Annotated in this window: 17 protein-coding genes; 7 read left to right on the top strand and 10 right to left on the bottom strand. The window is 42.5% G+C overall.

Annotated elements, in window-relative coordinates; all coding sequences use genetic code 11:
- Positions 1–6: 6 nt before the first annotated feature.
- Genes K0625_RS13475 through pip form a run of 5 tightly spaced genes read left to right on the top strand, consistent with a single transcriptional unit; the run spans position 7 to position 4,699 of the window.
- Positions 7–1,209, top strand: coding sequence for an ABC transporter substrate-binding protein (locus K0625_RS13475; protein ID WP_220110171.1), 1,203 nt, complete (start codon positions 7–9; stop codon positions 1,207–1,209).
- Positions 1,206–2,186 (top strand): PQQ-dependent catabolism-associated beta-propeller protein, encoded by a 981-nt coding sequence (locus K0625_RS13470; RefSeq protein WP_220110170.1) that lies wholly within the window; start codon positions 1,206–1,208, stop codon positions 2,184–2,186. The genes K0625_RS13475 and K0625_RS13470 overlap by 4 nt, the downstream gene beginning before the upstream one ends.
- Positions 2,183–2,911 (top strand): ATP-binding cassette domain-containing protein, encoded by a 729-nt coding sequence (locus K0625_RS13465; protein WP_232847090.1) that lies wholly within the window; start codon positions 2,183–2,185, stop codon positions 2,909–2,911. The genes K0625_RS13470 and K0625_RS13465 overlap by 4 nt, the downstream gene beginning before the upstream one ends.
- The gene (locus K0625_RS13460; RefSeq protein WP_220110169.1) at positions 2,908–3,690 is read left to right on the top strand and encodes an ABC transporter permease; all 783 of its coding nucleotides are present in this window, start codon (positions 2,908–2,910) and stop codon (positions 3,688–3,690) included. Before K0625_RS13465 ends, K0625_RS13460 begins: the two co-directional genes overlap by 4 nt.
- 1 nt (position 3,691) lies before the next feature.
- The gene (pip, locus tag K0625_RS13455) at positions 3,692–4,699 is read left to right on the top strand and encodes a prolyl aminopeptidase (protein WP_220110168.1); all 1,008 of its coding nucleotides are present in this window, start codon (positions 3,692–3,694) and stop codon (positions 4,697–4,699) included.
- Positions 4,700–4,826: 127 nt separating this feature from the next.
- Here pip and K0625_RS13450 read toward each other — a convergent pair whose 3' ends face one another.
- The 3 genes from K0625_RS13450 to yfbR all read right to left on the bottom strand — a co-directional run bounded on the left by K0625_RS13450 (position 4,827) and on the right by yfbR (position 10,352).
- The gene (locus K0625_RS13450; protein WP_220110167.1) at positions 4,827–7,868 is read right to left on the bottom strand and encodes a TonB-dependent receptor domain-containing protein; all 3,042 of its coding nucleotides are present in this window, start codon (positions 7,866–7,868) and stop codon (positions 4,827–4,829) included.
- Positions 7,869–8,368: 500 nt separating this feature from the next.
- Positions 8,369–9,703: an anti-phage deoxyguanosine triphosphatase gene (locus K0625_RS13445; protein ID WP_220110166.1), complete on the bottom strand. Its 1,335-nt coding sequence runs from the start codon at positions 9,701–9,703 to the stop codon at positions 8,369–8,371.
- 61 nt (positions 9,704–9,764) lie between these two features.
- Complete coding sequence (yfbR, locus tag K0625_RS13440; protein WP_220110165.1) at positions 9,765–10,352, bottom strand: 5'-deoxynucleotidase; 588 nt, start codon at positions 10,350–10,352, stop codon at positions 9,765–9,767.
- Between the two features lie 278 nt (positions 10,353–10,630).
- On the opposite strand from yfbR, the gene K0625_RS13435 reads away from it, so the two are divergent.
- Positions 10,631–11,332: a flagellar brake domain-containing protein gene (locus K0625_RS13435; RefSeq protein WP_220110164.1), complete on the top strand. Its 702-nt coding sequence runs from the start codon at positions 10,631–10,633 to the stop codon at positions 11,330–11,332.
- A 75-nt stretch (positions 11,333–11,407) separates the two neighbouring features.
- Here the strand turns inward: K0625_RS13435 and K0625_RS13430 are convergent, their stop codons facing one another.
- The 7 genes from K0625_RS13430 to K0625_RS13400 all read right to left on the bottom strand — a co-directional run bounded on the left by K0625_RS13430 (position 11,408) and on the right by K0625_RS13400 (position 17,212).
- Positions 11,408–12,619: a pyridoxal phosphate-dependent aminotransferase gene (locus tag K0625_RS13430; protein ID WP_220110163.1), complete on the bottom strand. Its 1,212-nt coding sequence runs from the start codon at positions 12,617–12,619 to the stop codon at positions 11,408–11,410.
- A 300-nt stretch (positions 12,620–12,919) separates the two neighbouring features.
- Entirely contained in the window at positions 12,920–13,480 is a 561-nt protein-coding gene (gene efp, locus K0625_RS13425) for an elongation factor P (protein ID WP_012324892.1), read from the bottom strand.
- Between the two features lie 44 nt (positions 13,481–13,524).
- Positions 13,525–14,703, bottom strand: a complete 1,179-nt coding sequence (gene earP, locus K0625_RS13420) for an elongation factor P maturation arginine rhamnosyltransferase EarP (protein ID WP_220110162.1) — start codon at positions 14,701–14,703, stop codon at positions 13,525–13,527.
- A gap of 393 nt (positions 14,704–15,096) precedes the next feature.
- Positions 15,097–15,624 (bottom strand): flavodoxin FldA, encoded by a 528-nt coding sequence (gene fldA / locus K0625_RS13415; RefSeq protein WP_220110161.1) that lies wholly within the window; start codon positions 15,622–15,624, stop codon positions 15,097–15,099.
- A gap of 49 nt (positions 15,625–15,673) precedes the next feature.
- Positions 15,674–15,946: a LexA regulated protein gene (gene ybfE, locus K0625_RS13410; RefSeq protein WP_012324895.1), complete on the bottom strand. Its 273-nt coding sequence runs from the start codon at positions 15,944–15,946 to the stop codon at positions 15,674–15,676.
- Between the two features lie 11 nt (positions 15,947–15,957).
- Complete coding sequence (locus tag K0625_RS13405) at positions 15,958–16,179, bottom strand: DUF2788 domain-containing protein (RefSeq protein WP_012324896.1); 222 nt, start codon at positions 16,177–16,179, stop codon at positions 15,958–15,960.
- A 253-nt stretch (positions 16,180–16,432) separates the two neighbouring features.
- Entirely contained in the window at positions 16,433–17,212 is a 780-nt protein-coding gene (locus K0625_RS13400; RefSeq protein ID WP_220110160.1) for an alpha/beta fold hydrolase, read from the bottom strand.
- Positions 17,213–17,506: 294 nt separating this feature from the next.
- Here K0625_RS13400 and seqA point away from each other — a divergent pair, with 294 nt between their 5' ends.
- Positions 17,507–18,046: a replication initiation negative regulator SeqA gene (seqA, locus tag K0625_RS13395; protein WP_220110159.1), complete on the top strand. Its 540-nt coding sequence runs from the start codon at positions 17,507–17,509 to the stop codon at positions 18,044–18,046.
- The last annotated feature ends 24 nt before the right edge of the window (positions 18,047–18,070 follow it).

The following is an 18,070-nucleotide window of genomic DNA, read 5'->3' as shown; positions in this document are numbered from 1 at the left end:
GTTAGGGTGAGAAAAACCAATATTAGATTTAAGCGCTGCTGTTTTTTATCACTCTTTTATCTATCTCCGTTACTGGCGGCGAGTGATAGCAGTGTTATTGAGGTAAACATCAACTACTTAAAGCTGAATCAGGCTAAGACTCCGGCGCTTTCAAATGTGATTGAGGTGGCACGCGATAGCGGAGAGCGAGGTGCTGAGCTGGCGGTTAATGACTCAAATACCACAGGTAAGTTTCTTAAACAGCATTTTGAACTGAACTATGTAGAGTTTGATTCTGCCAAAGCCCTATTGGCACGCTTGTCAGCTGATGTTAACGCTGGTCAGTCATATTTTATTTTAGATGTGCCAGCTGAGCTTTTGATCAAAGCAGATGAGTGGGCTGAGGATAAGCAGTTACTGATCTTTAATGTTAATGAGCCATCGGATCTTCTCAGAGATAAACAGTGTTTAAGCTCAACCCTTCATACTGTTCCTAGTGATGCGATGAGATCCGATGCCATCGCTCAGTGGTTGCTCAGCCGACGTTTTAATAAGGTGCTACTGGTTAGCGGTAAAAATAAGCAAGATATAGCACTAAACCACTCTTTTAAACGTGCAGCTAAACGTTTTGGTATCAAAATATTGGGTGAGAAACAGTGGCATTTTGATACTGATTTAAGGCGAAGTGCGCAGCAGGAGATTCCACTGTTTACCCAAACTCGTGATGATTATGATGTGGTCTATGTCGCCGATAGAACTAAAGACTTTGCTGAGTACCTTCCCTTTAACACCTATTTACCACGCCCTGTTGTGGGCTCCGCTGGGTTGGAAGCATTAGCCTGGCATTTCACCATAGAGCAATGGGGGGCCGCCCAGTTACAAAATCGTTTTCGTGCACTGGCTGAGCGCAATATGAATGAGCTCGATTTTAGTGCCTACCTAGCGGTGAGAAGTGTTGCTGAGGCGGTTCATCAGCAAAAAACAGCAAGTCCCCTAAAGATTATTAACTACATGAAGTCAGATGATTTTCAATTGGCAGCCTATAAAGGCAGGAAGCTTAGCTATCGCCATTGGAGTGGTCAATTGAGGATGCCTATGGCCCTTGTTCAGCCCCATGGCGTGGTTTCGCTCTCTCCCCAAGCTGGGGTACTTCATCCAGTGACCGAACTTGATACCTTAGGGTTTGATCGTCAGGAGTCGCAATGTGTAGGTCAAAAGGAGTCAATATGAAGCTGCCAGTCATAGTTAATACACTGCTTGGAATAAGCTGTCTGTTCTCACTTTCGTTATCAGCTACAGAGCTGGCTTATGTCACCAATGAGAAAGATGATGATATCTCTGTGATTGATTTAGCAAGCCAGAAAGTGATTAAACGGATCCCTGTAGGTCAAAGACCGAGAGGAATAATCTTTAATCATGACAAATCTCTAGCTTATATCTGCGCCAGTGATTCAGATACGATCCAGATCTTAGACCTTGCAACTGAAGAGGTGATTGGTGAGCTTCCCTCTGGTGAAGACCCTGAGACCATTGCGCTGCACCCTGACGGGAAAACTATCTACACCTCCAATGAAGATGATGCGCTACTGACTGTTATTGATATTGCGACTCGTACAGTAAAAACTCAAATAGATGTCGGGGTCGAGCCAGAAGGGTTAGCGGTCAGTCCAGATGGCAAAATTGTGGTGGTTACCTCGGAAACCACCAACATGGTCCATTGGATCAATACCGAAACCTATGAGAATTTCGATAATACCTTAGTGGCAGCGCGCCCAAGATCTGCCATGTTTACTCAAGACAATAAGCACCTTTGGGTGAGCTCTGAAATTGGTGGTGAACTGGTGGTGATTGATGTTGCTACAAGGAAGATCGTAAAAACATTTACGTTTGAGATTAATGGGATCCATAGTGATAGGGTACAACCTGTAGGAATTGAGCTGAGCAGAGATGGCCGTTACGCCTTTGTGGCATTGGGTCCAGCAAATCATCTGGCTGTGATAGACAGAAACACGTTAACTATTGAAAAATACCTATTGGTAGGAAGGCGGGTATGGCAACTTGCCTTTAACCAAGATCAAAGTTTACTTTTGACGACCAATGGCGTCAGCGGAGATGTCTCTGTAGTCGATGTAGAAAACTTGAAAGTAACCAAATCGATAAAGGTGGGGCGTTATCCATGGGGAGTGATGATTAAGGAGATTCAATGAGTATCGTGGTGAGAGATCTCTCCTACGGATATGGCAATAAAGAGGTGCTTAAACAGCTAAGTTTCTCTTTAGGTACAGGCTTTAATCTACTACTGGGTCCTAATGGAGCTGGAAAGAGCACACTATTTTCGCTGTTAACTGGCTTGTTTAATCAAGGGCAGGGTGAGGTTGAGCTTTGTGGTTTGGATTTAGTGCAGCATAGAAGGGCGGCACTGGCGAAGCTTGGAGTAGTGTTTCAACAGAGCACGTTAGATCTCGACTTGAGCGTGAAACAAAATTTGATCTATCAAGGATCGCTACACGGGCTCTCTGCGATGGATTCCCTCAACCGTGTTACATCGATCCTTGAAAAGCTTGAGCTATCACAGCGACTAAATGAGCGTGTCAGGCAGTTAAATGGCGGCCACAGACGACGGCTAGAGATCACCCGAGCCTTGATGCATCGACCTAAAGTAATTCTCCTCGATGAACCCACCGTTGGTTTAGATACAGATAGTCGACTACTAATTATTGAACATGTTAGACAATTAGCAAAAGAGATGGATATCTGTGTCCTGTGGGCGACACACTTAATGGATGAAGCAAACTTTGATGATGAGCTTGTACTGCTAGACAGAGGTCAAATAAGAGCTTCAGGACAATGTCAGCAGCTCTATAAAAAGCATGAGGTTAACGATCTGTTTGAGCTATATCGGAAGTTGACTCAGCAAGTGGAGTTAATATGATGCCCTATTATTATTGCTTAGTCGGCATTATTAAGCGTGAATTCCTACGATTTTTACAGCAGCGTACCCGCTTACTAAGTGCGCTGATCCGTCCCTTACTTTGGCTAGTCGTGTTTGCGGCAGGTTTTCGGGCGGCCTTAGGGGTATCGATAATGGAACCCTATGGCACCTATATTACTTACCAGCAATATATCACCCCAGGCCTGTGTTGCATGATAGTCCTGTTTAATGGTATGCAGAGCTCACTCTCTATGGTGTATGACAGAGAGATGGGGAGCATGAAGCTGTTATTGATGAGTCCGCTGCCAAGGCCATTTTTATTGCTTTGTAAGCTGATAGCCACCGCGATCCTGTCACTCATTCAGGTTTGTATCTTCCTATTGATAGCCCAGTTTGTGGATGTTGATACCCCTGCTTGGGGTTATCTTACTGCGATACCAGCTATCTTTTTAATTGCGTTTTTTCTAGGGGCGCTGGGTTTACTGCTTTCAAACTTGATCAAACAGTTAGAGAATTTTGCTGGTGTAATGAACTTTGTCATTTTCCCTATGTTCTTTCTTTCAAGCGCGCTGTATCCATTGTGGAAGATGAAAGAAGCAAGTCTTTGGTTATATTGGATTTGTAACTATAATCCATTTAGCTATTGTGTGGAGTTATTAAGATTCGCCCTTTATCAAGAGTTAAATCTTAATGCTTTTTTAGTGGTTTCTCTGGCCACGCTTTTGGTTTCGGTATTGGCTATGTTTAGCTTCGCACCTAAGCGTACTCTCAGAGGGTAAGATGCGATTACTGTATCCAGATATTGAACCTTATGCCGATCATTTTCTCTCGATGCCTGCTAATAAAGGGGAGGTGGTACATCAGCTTTATGTGGAGGAGTGTGGTAACCCAGAGGGGGTACCGGTTGTGTTCCTCCACGGTGGCCCTGGTTCTGGGTGCCGGGCTTCACATCGATGTTATTTTAACCCAGAGTTTTATCGGATTATCTTGCTCGATCAACGGGGCTGTGGACGCTCAAAGCCCTACGCTTGTCTGGAAAACAACAACACAGACTATTTAATTGATGATCTTGAGCAGATAAGAGATAGGCTTAATATCGATAGGTGGGTAGTGTTTGGTGGCTCCTGGGGAGCAACGTTAGCCCTTGTTTATGCAGAACATTATCCAGAGCGTGTTCAGGCGATGATTCTACGTGGCGTGTTTTTAGGTCGGCAGCAAGATATTGATTGGGTCTATAGCGACGGTGGCGCCGCTAACGTGTTTCCAGAGGCTTGGAAACAGCTTATGTCAGTGTTAACAGATGATGAGCAACTTATGCCACTAAAGAGCTTGTATGCCTTACTTGTTGGTACTGATGATGTTCGCCGCTCACAGGCGTTGCAGGCGTTTAACCAGTGGGAGCAACAGATAGTGACCCTAAGGGAGGGGAGCTTTAGCCTTACTGAAGTACTTGCTGAAACCCTCTCAGAAGTGATGATTAGCGAGCCCTACGAAGGTGCCGCAGCTATTATCCAGCTCTATTACAGTCTGGAACTGTGCTTTATTGAACATAAACCTATATTGTCCAGTATTGATAAAATAAGACAGATCCCTACTCATATCGTTCATGGCCGCTATGACATGGTGTGTCCTCTCAAACAACCTTGGGCTCTGTCACAAGCTTGGCCAGAAGCAAGTCTCACAGTATTACCTTTAGCTGGACACTCAGCAGGAGAGGCGAGTATGGTCGATGCGCTGGTGAAGATAACAGATAGTGTTGGCAGTGATTTGAGTGGAAGTTCATTTTAATTGATATGTATTAAAAGATTGGTTTAGCAAACAAAAAGCGCGACTCAATGTGAGACGCGCTTTTTCTATTTGCTATTAAATAATAGATGGAGATTCATCCATACATTATATAATCTAAGTTGAGACCTTAAAACCTAAACTCTGCTCCTAGGAAGGCAAAACGACCGCGGCTACTGCCATAGCCACTATAGAAGTGACCACGACCGTCTAAGCTATAGTCACCTTGATTATCAAAGATATTATTTACACCGCCAAAGACTCGCAAGTCACCATCATTAGGTAGATCCATAGTGTAAGAAATTGATAAGTTATGAGTCGTATATGAGCCTAATTCGTTAAACGCAAGTTCTTCGGGATTTTCAATACATCCATCTGGACCTGCAGCGCAACGTTTATCGTTTTCCGTTATTGCATCTTGCCAATCTGACTCTGCTTGTTGGTTAACAGTGATAGGTCCTTTATAACGAGTGCTCCAACGAACTCGCAATTCCTCGAAAGACCAAGTTAACGATGCTGAACCTTGTGTATCATAGATATCATTATCGTAATAACCCTCATAATTTTCTGTTACTGCACCACTTGGTGATTGTACTGTTTTTGTCCAATCAAGGACATGGGTCCAATCTGTTTTAAAACTAAGGCGTCCAAGTTGCTCAAATTCATATACATATTCAAGAGCGAGATCGACACCACTCGTGCTAATTTCATCAACGTTATAATCGCGTTGCATTATTTCAATCAAGGCACCGTCTTCATCACGTTTTAGGTCATTACAGAAAGTGTTGCTACCACCACGTACATCCCACTCTAAATCAGAGGCATAACAATACTCCATGATATTTTGATTTGAGTAAGTAGACAGTGCATCTTCAATAGCAATATCGTAATAATCTACAGCTATACGCAAACCTTCAATAAATGAAGGCGCTACGCTAACCCCGAAAGTCACTGTGTTCGCTGTTTCTTCAAATAGATCTGGGTTACCTACACCCGGAGAGTAGTTGTTATCAGGTTCATCAAATTCTCCATCTAATGCAATTTGCTCTGCTATTGCAGCATCTTTACGACAATTAGCATGACCTTTATCGGTTGAAGTAGCCGTGGTTCCATAACAGATATCAGTAAATCTATCATAGTCACCGGCAGGTGGTGATAGTAAATTATCTATTGATGGTGCTCGTTGAGCTCGAGCCCAGTTTGCTCTAATGGCATAACCTTCCAAGATCTCCCAAACTACCCCAGTTTTATAACTGGAAACTAGGTCGACGCCTTCGGCGCTGTAATCTGCAAGTCGAGCTGATAATTCTGCTGTTAAGCTTTTAGCACCAGTGACATCACTAAGTAATGGTACTGCTATTTCACCAAAAATTTCAGCTACTTCCATATCACCTGAATATTGTGGTACATAGTTAAAACTGATGCCACCTTCAGTTGCCCCACCTCCAGTGACGACTTCTTGTGAATCTTTTCGGTATTCAAAACCAAACGCTGAAGCTACTGGTCCCGCAGGCATTTCAAATAGATCTCCTGCCATGTAACCAACAAATGAGAGCTGCTCAACTTCAGTATCAATGGTAGGGTTCACACGAATATAATCAGCGACTTCTGATGTTATAGAACCTTCACCGAATAGATTCATAGGTAAACAACCTGCTGCTCGCGCTGCTTCATCGGCACATTGTATGGTTACACCATCATCAGCATATTCAGCATCTAGAGCATAACTTGCTTTGATAACATCAATCTCATTTCCACGGATCTGCTCTTGGGTAAACTTACCGTAACCAACAGACACATCCCAATCCCAATCACCATCAAAAACGGTACCTTGTAAACCAGCCCATGAACGTATGGTTGTACGGGTATTATCAGTATATATTTGTCCCACTTCTGCAAACTGTCTATCCCACTTAATCGTGCTTCCACCACCAGCAGCAATTTCGGCGGGAACATAAGGGTTATCTCGACTAATACGACCCATATCAACTTGACCGAATTCGCCCGTTGCTGGGTCAAAAGTGATAACTAAATCACTCTCATCTTCACCTTCTGGAGATTTATTGTTAAATGACTTATTGATACTATGCTGAAACTGGCCATAAAAAGAGATGTCATCTGTTAACTCAAAGTCTACCTTTACAGCTGTGTTTAACCCTTCATCAGGAACTTTTAACATCACGTATTGGTCAGTGTCGATACCATACTTCTCTTCTACCCAGTCATCACGTAATGTTTGACCATCATACCAAAAGCCGCCGATACTACTTTTGCCTTCATGAAAAACACCACCAGGTATCGAATCACTTAAACTACGCCAATCAGCTTGTGTAATATCACGTATACACTCACCATCTTTAGGCTCATTAGCAGTCAGCATCTGATTACACATTCTTACATCATCGTAAGAATGTGATTCTTGCTGTTGAGCACGGGGTCGGTCGTTATAGGTTAGCCCGTATTGTTTGTCATAAGTCGAACTGAAATAAACATAACCTCTACTATCGGCAAATTCAGTACCGTAGTTTAAATCTAAGGTGAACTCTTTAGCGCCGCCTTCTGTACTTTCGCCGCCACGAGCCTTAAACGAGAAGCCTTCTTTATCTTGCTGCGTAATAATGTTAACCACACCTGCGATAGCATCTGATCCGTAAGCTGCCGATGCGCCACCCGTAATAACTTCAACACGTTTAACCATTCCCGTTGGGATTGTAGATAAACTGACTGCATTACTACTATGACTGTTCGATACGACTCGGCGGCCATCAATAAGTGTTAGAGTACGACTCGTACCTAAATTACGTAGGTCAATCGTGGAAAGGCCTGTAGCTGTGATATTGGATTGAGTATTAGTATTACTACTTCCTTCTGCTATTTGTGGAAGTTCTTCAACTAAGATCTCGGCTAGTGAGCCTAAGCCTGTGTCCTCAATAGCTTCATTGTTTAATGTGGCTAATGGTGTTGCAACGCTAAAACTATCTCGGCGTAGGCGTGAACCTGTAACGGTAATTTTTTCTTGGATCTCAGGCTCTTTTGCCTGTTCATCTGTAGTGGCTTCGAGTGCGGGTTTTGCTATCTCTTTGTCATCGACAGCATATACTTGCGGCGCTAAGCTAAGTGCGCCCCCCATGATGGCGGTTTGTATTGCTATGGTGATCAGCTTTTTATTCATCTCTCCATCCTTATATTTTTTGTTATCTGTTTTTCTGCCAACTGTGTCTCTGTTCAATGCTTATGGACAATTTATTCAGTTTGGTCATTAATCCCCGGTAAAAACAAAACACTCAACTCTGTAAGATTGAACAGATTAGGAGTACTACATAGCATCTAGATAAGATTGTTATGTAAACATCTATTGGGTGTAACAGCATGCTAACAATTGGGTTTCTCTAGTCAAATTGGAAAGATTATTTAAATTATTGATAAATAAAGGGTAGATATTAAATAGATGTAAAAATGAGGTAAAACCGAGCAGGTTGCTAGTGAGTGTAAATCATGGCTACTAAAACAGTTTATTAACTTTTACAGGAGTGGATATGATTCTTTGGATATAATTTGGTCGCTGAAGAGTTAATGAACTCTCTCAGTTAAAACGATAAACTGAGAGAGTTGGGTGATTATTTAGTCATATATATTGAGTGCTTAGTCAGGGTTTCTGTCAGCTAAGGCTATTTAGAGTTCATGACTCAGTTCTATCATAGAGCCAGGTTTAGGGTTGAACAGTTGTTGATGTAACCTAGCTGCAAACTCATCTGTCATGCCTGAGATATAGTCCGCAATGACTCTATGGCAGTTTAGTCCTTTGTTGTGGCTTTCTCGCCACCTTTCTTGAGTATGGGTTGGTAACAGACGCTCAGGATCAGACTCAAATGCTTCAAAAAGCTCCATTACTGTTTGTTGACCTTTATACTCTAACATCTGAATCTCGGGTTTTCTGATAACGAATTTATAGACAAACTGCTTTAGTACCTCTAACGCAGAATCAAACTCTTCATCTAGTGCAGCATTGAAACGTAATAGAGGTTCAGTAAATGCTAAATCCTCTTTTAGATCAATCGCGGTAACGAAACCATTGACCAAAGTGCCAATGGCATCTTTTCTCTGGTGATGATGGTGAGAGAAAAGTTTATCACCTATGGTGGCAAACTCCTCTCGGATCCAGCTATCTTTACTGCTTTTTAAGACTTCTGCTACATCGTTTTGCCATTGAAAGCTGCTTACAATTCCCATCACTATGGCATCCTCAAGATCGTGGACCGCGTAAGCGATATCGTCAGCCAGTTCCATAATCGAGCAATCTAAGGATTTATAACGCGTTCGCTTGTGTTTACCAGTTGCTGCTGCATGGGTTTGTAAAAATCGCTCTCTGTCAGAGTCAATCAAGGGCGCCAGTACCCAGTCTAAAATGGCTTTATCATCATCAAAGACACCTTTGACTGGTGGCCAGTCTGCGGGTCTAAGTTGACGAATGTTTTTAACTTCTGCCTGTTGACCATCATGATGGAGTGATGAGTAGAGCCCTGGATATTTAAGCACTCCCAGCAGCGTTCGACGACAGAGGTTCATACCAAAACATTCAGTATAGGGCTCAAGTCCCGTGAGGATCCTGAATGTCTGTCCGTTTCCCTCGAAGCCACCATGATTGCGCATCATATAGTTTAATGCGACCTCACCACCGTGTCCGAAGGGGGGATGGCCTATATCGTGCGCCAAACAGAGGGATTCAATCAGGCTCATTGAGTCAAACAGTGATAGGTGTTGAGGTTGCTTTAGTTTCAGTTGTGCTCGAATACCTGTACCAATTTGAGACACTTCAAGAGAGTGGGTTAGTCGGGTACGATAAAAGTCATTCATCCCGACGCCTAATACTTGAGTTTTTGCCTGTAATCTTCTGAATGCGGCCGAGTGCAGTATTCTAGCGCGATCTCTTTGAAAGGGGCTTCGATGATCATTACGCCTTTTCTTATCTTCATTAAGACGTCTTTCATGCCATGGGGATGCGATCATGTTTATCCTTACTCACTATGATTGACCTTTGAAATTTAGCTGCAAACTGATGGTAACCCGATTAAAGCAACCTATTGATATCATCTAAGCTTAGTTTGAAGCTTGGCACATAGCAGTCGACAAAATATTTAACTGCAGGATCGGGATTCTTATCTAATGATTCAATTAAACGTTTTCTTGCTGTGTTAAATTCATTATTTCCAGCTCTAAGCTCTTCGAGGCACTTTAGGAAGGCACAGATAGTATCGGCGGATTTTACCAATAATTTATATTCTGTATCAGCATGTTCACTTGAAAGGAGTGGTTGGTACTCTTGCTGAAACTCATCAGGAACCATCTCAAGTAGTCTATGTTCTGCAATTGCCTCAATTTTTTTGTATTCAGCCTCAATCTCTTTATTAAAATATTTCACTGGCGTGGGGAGGTCGCCAGTTAAGATCTCGCTGGCATCATGAAAGATAGCCACGGTTGCTGCTCTATCAGGGCTTAGTTTGGTTCCAAATTTTTGATTGCTAATAATGGCTAGGGCATGAGCAACCATAGCGACTTGTAGCGAATGTTCTTGGACGTTTTCACTGCGAACGTTGTACATAAGAGGCCAGCGTTGAATTAATTTCATTCTAGCAAGGTGGGCAAATAGGTGACTCATAGTGATGCAACTCTACTGAAACAAACTTATGGCGTTACATTAGCATAGGGTATCCCGTATAGAGCAAGTATTAATTACATGGCTAGCAGGGTGTTAGTCGCTAAAATTGTATAAATCTAGCTTGAGGACCTCTTGTACTATTCGCGTGCTTACTGGCGTATTAACAGCTTAGTGGCTAAAATTTGGGTTAAGTTTTCTTTCTCTTAAGTAACTATAAACTCAATTGCTACATAGGAAAATGGGATTCGTTCCTTCTGAAATTATCATTGGAGAAGATAGTGATCCATTCGCCAACCTACCAGTTTAGTCTTTTGGACCATATGTCCTGTAATACGGAAGTGAATATCCAGATCTTGGCACCGGATCAGGTTATCCGCCTTCAATCCCGTTTCATAGGTGTGGATCCCAAACGTATGATTATTCTTGAGCTAGGAGATGATTATCACTGGCAGAAGGCACAAAATTTTCTATTTATTGGCCAGGAGATTATCGTTCGAATTATCAGGAGTAATGAGCCTAAGGCTAATGTGTTAGCGTTTAAAAGTAAGATCCAGAAAGTGGAAAAGAATCTGGGATACTGGCTCCTAATTGATTATCCCAAAGAGTTACAAAAAGTCGCGTTGAGGCATCAATCTCGGATCCCTATTAGCCTTAGCTCTGTGATAGTTCCAGAGAAAGGTGAAACTGAGAAAAGCCAAAAGGTTAAGCCACTTGCCTTGGGAGCGTTAAAGGATATCTCAATAAAAGGGGGGGCTTTTGTTAGCTCAGGACTTAATACGATTATGTGTGAGGAGTCTTATCTGTTGAAGGTTGAACTCTCAACAGAACTGGACACTCAACTTGTGCCAATTACCATTAAGAACATCTTGCCTATTGAGCATGATGATGAAGCATTTCAGTACGGTTTTACAATCAACTGCTCTCAGGTAAAAGCTGAGTCTATTGTGCATAAACTGCTTATGTGCCATCTATTGAAGTAGTTCTTTAAAGGTAAAAAGCGACCTGCATAGGTCGCTTTCTTCTGTTGAAAGTGTTTCGAACACTAGTCGATAGGATTACTGCCTGTAACCATCCATAAAGTCGCCAAACTCGGTGAGTGCTTTTTCAAGATCTTCCTTATGAGGCAGGAAGACCACTCGAAGGTGATCGGGCTCAGGCCAATTAAAGGCGGTCCCATGAACCAAGAGTATCTTCTTCTCTTTTAGTAGATCCAGTACTAAGCGTTCATCATCACGTATATTAAATCGCTTATCTAACTTTGGAAACGCATACATGGCACCCTTAGGGCATTTAACGCTGATCCCTGGAATAGAGTTGAGCAGTTCAATACAAGTGTCTCGCTGGACTTTCAAACGCCCCTCATTGATCACTAGCTCATTGATACTCTGATAGCCACCGAGTGCAGTTTGAATGGCATGTTGGTTTGGCACATTTGCGCATAAACGCATAGAGGCCAGCATCTCTAAGCCCTCAATGTAACTTTTAGCTGCTTTAAGGTTTCCTGACAACATCATCCAACCGACACGAAAACCCGCTGCACGGTAAGATTTTGATAAACCATTAAAAGTGACCGTTAAAATATCATCAGAGAGGCTCGCTGCTGGCACATGCTGTGCTTCGTCATATAATATTTTGTCGTAGATCTCATCGGCAAACAGGATAAGGTGATGCTCTCTACAGATCTCGATCGCTTCAAGTAGCAGGGCTTTTGAATAAACAGCTCCTGTGGGGTTATTGGGGTTAATCAGTACAAGAGCACGGGTTCTTGGAGTGATTTTAGCTCGGATATCATCTAGATCAGGGAACCAATCGGCTTCTTCATCACAGCGGTAATGTTGTGCTTTACCGCCAGAAAGATTAACGGCTGCGGTCCATAGTGGGTAATCGGGTGAGGGGATCAAAACCTCATCGTCTGTATTGAGCAGCCCCTGCATCGCCATGACAATCAGCTCAGATACGCCATTGCCAATATAGACATCTTCAATATCAACTCCGAAGATACCTTGAGATTGATAATGCTGCACTATGGCCTTACGGGCAGAGAATAATCCTTTTGATTCACAATAGCCTTGAGCACTAGGTAAATTGAGGATAACATCACGTACAATCTCCTCTGGCGCTTCAAAACCGAAAGGTGCAGGGTTACCAATATTGAGTTTTAGGATACGATGGCCTTCATCTTCAAGGCGACGTGCTTCCTTATGTACTGGGCCTCGGATGTCATAACAGACTGAATCTAATTTATTTGATTTGATAATTGGACGCATCCACAACCTCTAAAATGCTAAGTCGGTTCCAGGTAAAATTCCAGCCGTACTTAGGTATTACTTATGTAGAGGGACAATAGCTAATTATGGGGTCATTGAGAAGTGTTTTACCGTGTTTATTACTGATTAACCCAACAATATTTTTAGATTATCTCTCTATAACTCAGCTGTTAATAAAAGTTTTGCAGGATAACGCGCTGTCATTGGTGGTTTTTATAGTCAAACGCTCTGCCTGGGTGTAAGGGGTATAAAAAAGCCAGTGAGATCCACTGGCTTTTAAACTGAATTTAATTTAATTCATTAAACACGCTTTTTGAATTCACCAGTGCGAGTATCGATCTCAATCATATCACCGGTTTTAACGAAATCAGCAACGCTCAAAGTCGCACCACCAGAAACAGTGGCTGGCTTCATTACTTTACCAGAAGTATCACCGCGAGCAGATGGCTCAGTGTAAGTCACTTCACGAACGATAGTGGTAGGTAGTTCAACAGAGATAGCTTTACCTTCGTAGAAAGTGACCTGACAAACCTCTTCCATGCCATCGACGATATAAGCCGATGCATCACCTAAGTTACCTGCTTCTACATCGTATTGGTTGTACTCAGCATCCATAAATACATACATAGGATCGGCGAAGTATGAGTAAGTACAATCAAGACGTTCCAGAATGATATCATCCATCTTGTCTTCACCTTTAAAGGTGGTTTCAGTACTTGAATCAAGTAAAACGTTCTTTAGCTTCATTTTTACAATAGCAGCGTTACGGCCAGAACGAGTTGTTTCAGTTTTTTGTACAACCCATGGGCTGCCATCTAACATGATCACGTTACCTGGACGGATTTCATGAGCAGTTTTCATTACACTATTTCCTATTTTTGGACTTTCTGTTTTAGAGCAGCATCTTAGCTATTTTTGACGAATTGAACCAGTCGAGAAGCAAGATCTGCATCATTTAATGCGTTAACAGGCCATTCTTGTGCATGTTGTAGTAACGGTCTATTAACTGAATCTAGGTGTTGCCACAGGGTTTTGACCCTGTTTTGTGCCCCTTGGTTAAAGGCTAAATTTAACGCTGACCAATGCCCGGCAATTTCAGGAGCAAGATTATCGCAGTAAACTTGCATAAAAGCTTCTAATTTTACGAGATGGTAATCATCTTCTTGAGGATATATGTGCCAAATGAAAGGTCTAGCCGCCCATTGTGCCCTTAAAAATGAATCCTCGCCTCTGACGATGTTAATATCACAGCTCCAGAGCAATTTATCAAACCCCTGCTGGTCTGTCATAGGTAAGATATGGATGGTCAGCTGCTTGTACTCATAGTGCTGTCCTGGTTTTATTAATTCGTATTCGATAGGGAGCAGATGAGATAGGCTATGTAAACTACGTCCCTTAGGGATAAGCAGGTGCACTTTTTTTTGCGTGTCTTGCCATAACTCACACAGCGCTGCTAACGCCTCAGTCTCGTAACTAAAAACACTGATGCACAGATCATTCTTATCGATAGCTTGTAGGCCTAGCTGCTCAAATAGCGCCAGTTTATTATCAGGTGTTGCTTGCCACTGCTCGCGCTCAGAAAACAGTGACTTTTCGCAGATAAGTCCACCTGTTTTATCGGTAAAGCCAGGGAAAAAGAAAAACTTTTTCAGACCACTTTTTTGTAATGAGGGAAGGGCATGACAGCCATCGACCCAAGCTTCAGCACTGAGGTATTCAAGGTTTAACCATAGCGGGGGCGTTGCTTTATTGTCCTTTTTCAGAGCTATCAAGGACTCAGTTACCTCAAAGGGAAGTTCACAGGCAAAGGCTTCTATAATGACACTGCCGGGGACGAAGGTGATATCTAATGGCGAACTCCACCGTAGTATATCAACACCGCAAAATTGTTGGCTGGTCTGTGATGGATCAAGTTCTGGTAAAATATGGGAAAAACTATGTAGATCATCGACCCAGAGTTTTATATTAAGCTCGTATTCATGGGCCAGTTGTTTAGCTAAGCGCCAGGTAACACCAATGTCACCGTAATTGTCGACGACGGCGCAGAAGATATCCCAATGTTTATTGTCAGTTTCAGTGCTCATTAAGGTCCAGTGCTTTATCTATTAACTAAATAGAGAGTCAATTTAAGTATTCAGACACAAAGTAAACTTATATCCTTGACCATCCATGGTCTAAAGCGTTCCATACGCTTACAGACATTCCCCATATCCCTATGGGTCAGTAGAGGGAATGTCTTCAAGATGTCTGGAGCATCTAAGACCGGGCACAAAGTAAATTTATATCCATCCATGGTAAATTTACATAAGTGTTCTGACCTCCATGGATGGAGGAAATGTCTTCAAGATGTCTGGAGTATCTAAGACCGGACACAAAGTAAATTTATATCCATCCATGGTAAATTTACATAAGTGTTCCGGACACAAAAAAGCGGCATTAAGCCGCTTTAAAGTGATTATCCGTGCTTCTAAAGAAGATTAATCTTCAAGTTCAGCTAGACACATCTCTTCATGGATCTGCTTAACCCAAGCATCAACACGCTCTTCGGTTAACTCTGGTTGACGATCTTCATCAATGCCTAAGCCCACAAAGTGCTTGTCATCGGCAAGGCCTTTAGATGCTTCAAAATCATAGCCTTCAGTTGGCCAGTGACCGATAACAATACCGCCACGGGCTTCAACGATCTCATTAACCATGCCCATAGCATCAAGGAAGTACTCGGCGTAGTCTTCTTGATCGCCGCAACCAAAAATGGCGACGAGTTTATCTTCAAAGTTGATCTGTTCAAGCTCTGGGAAAAAGTCATCCCAATCACACTGAGCTTCACCGTAATACCAGGTAGGGATACCAAAAAGAAGAAGATCATACTCTTGTATCTGTTCTTTTGTACTCTTCGCGATGTCTTTAACATCGATCATCTTTTTGCCCAGTTTCTTCTGGATCATCTTGGCGACGGCTTCAGTGTTACCTGTATCGCTACCGAAAAAAAGACCTACAGTTGCCATTGTCTTTCCTATATCTAATTAGCAGTGTTTGTTATCGTTATCAGAAGGGTTAAGAGTTAACCTGATTCTGCAATATCAATTCGATTAATTGGCTTCGACTAATTTTACTGGCCAAAGCCTTTTCATTCAAGGCGTCATACAAATCTTGTGACACCTTTAACTCTATTCGTTTTAATCCGTTAGCTTTATCACGTTGGATTTGATTTCGCTTATTGACCTTTAATTGCTGGTCTCTAGGTAGCGGATTACTTCTAGGACGACCACGTCGTTTCTCTGTTGCGAACAGATCAATTGTGGTTCTGTCTGATGTTTCTTTAGCCATTTAATCAATGTTTAACCAATGCCTGAGCCTTCCCAGAACATCTGTATTAATCCCTTTGCAATAAACCCGGCACAGCCGAGAAATAACACAAGCCAAACGATGTTACGGCCAAATTTAGGGACGTTGCCCTGTTTTAGCACATCTCGTATGGCCATACCGATAAAGAAAAAGATCGCTGCAAAAAATAGGTTTAGACCTAACGCTTCGATCTGTTCCATATACTGAGATAACATCTGCGCTCCTCAGGCCAAAAAGTGTCGAGGTATATAGTGCGAGAGCTAATGCTGGGTTCTGCACTATATGCCGAGATAACATTTCAAGCATCTTCAGGCTCAAAAAGTATCGTGATTTATAGTTGGGGGAGCTTATGCTCAGCGCCACCTACATACTCAGAGATAACAATTCAAGCTTCTTCTGGCTTAAAAGAGGCGCGAATATATCATAGATGACACGTGTCTGCTATATCCTAAAATGTCTAAAACTTGATTATTTACTTTCATTTTTTTGGATAAACTCAGACACGATCCGATTGAAAATGACGGGTTTTTGAGCATGTAGCCAGTGACCAGCTCCCTCAATCGTTTTAGCTTGTACGTTCGGAAATTGAGCCATTATGGCTGCTCTATGTGAAGCGGTAACATAATCAGAGTCACCGCCACGAATAAATAGACTAGGACCTGTGTAACGCTCTTTTGTTGGAGTCGCGTCGTTGTACCAAGCGATCATGTCTGGGTAACAATCGAGCAAGCCTGTCAGGTTCATCTTCCACTTAAAACCTGTTTCATCACGGGTGAGATTTTTTAGTAGGAACTGCGCCGTTCCGGCATCGATCCCCGATGCAGTGAGAGAGCTAAGTGCCTGAGCGCGGCTTTCAAGTTGGCTTAGCTCAACGTTTTGCAGTGCATCAAATACGTCACTATGACGGTTCTGATAGCTGACAGGGGCAATATCGGCAGCGATTAAACTGGCGATCCTGTCTGGGTATGAAAGCGCTGTAGCCATGGCTATTTTTCCGCCCATGGAGTGACCGACAAGGTGTGCTTTCTCTATTGAAAGCTCGTCCATCAACTCTATCATAGCCTTAGCTAATGCTGGGTAATTCATCGTAGGCCAATGGGGACTCATGCCATGATTTGGCACATCAATACGAATAACCTGATAGTGTGACTCTAGGCTATTACTTAAGTTTTTTAAGTTGTCTAAGTTGCCAAATAGGCCGTGGATTAAGATCACTGCGGGACCTTGACCTGTAGAGGTGTAGTTCATGTAAACCTATTAAAGCGTAAGGAGGTCAGATATTGTGCCTTATCTCAGTCATTGACATCAAGATTGAAAGTCGCCAATCCTCTTTACTGTTTTCATTTTAGACAAACAGTGCCTTTTCTTCTATCTAATGAGCAAGTATTTCAAAATTGAGAGAAAGGGTCTTTATTATAAGGCTAAAGATAGCATACACTTGTGAAACGATCTGATGACAAAAAAAATGATCGAGTGACTATTTCTTTCCATAAAGTGAGTTTATGGTTTGGGGCAAACATTTCTAGTAAGGAAGATGAACGCATGAAATATATAGAGGTTGATGAAGAGTTATATCGCCTTATTGCCAGTAAGACAGAAAGGATCGGCGAGAGTGCTTCTGAAATCTTACGTCGACTCCTTGGTTTGGAAGTGGAAGCATCGGCAACGCAAGAGAAAGATGAGCCAGAGGTGATTAGCCAACCCGGTTTAGAAGAGACGGCAGAAGTTGAAGATAAGCCAAGATTTATCGACCTTCATTCAAGCATCAATAAAGAGGAGTTAGCGGCGGCAAAAGGCGCTGTTGGACGTTTCCTATTTATCCTTGAAGCAGTCTATCTGGCTTCACCTGAGCAGTTTGCACAAGTACTTAAGATTAAAGGTCGTGACAGGCTCTATTTTGCTACATCAAAACAATCCCTGTTAAAAGCCAGTAAATCAGCGAATCCAAAAGAGATCGGTCAAAGTGGTTACTGGGTAACGACAAATAACAACACTGCTAAAAAGCGTACGATTTTGACCGAGGTTTTGCACCAATACGGCACTGTAGAGGCGCAAATAGAGTCAATCACTCGTAATATTTAAGCGGTATTTAATAGAAAGTTTAGA

It is taken from the genome of Shewanella nanhaiensis (assembly GCF_019457885.1).
GTDB lineage: Bacteria > Pseudomonadota > Gammaproteobacteria > Enterobacterales > Shewanellaceae > Shewanella > Shewanella nanhaiensis.
This window is presented reverse-complemented; position numbering and strand designations above follow the sequence as displayed.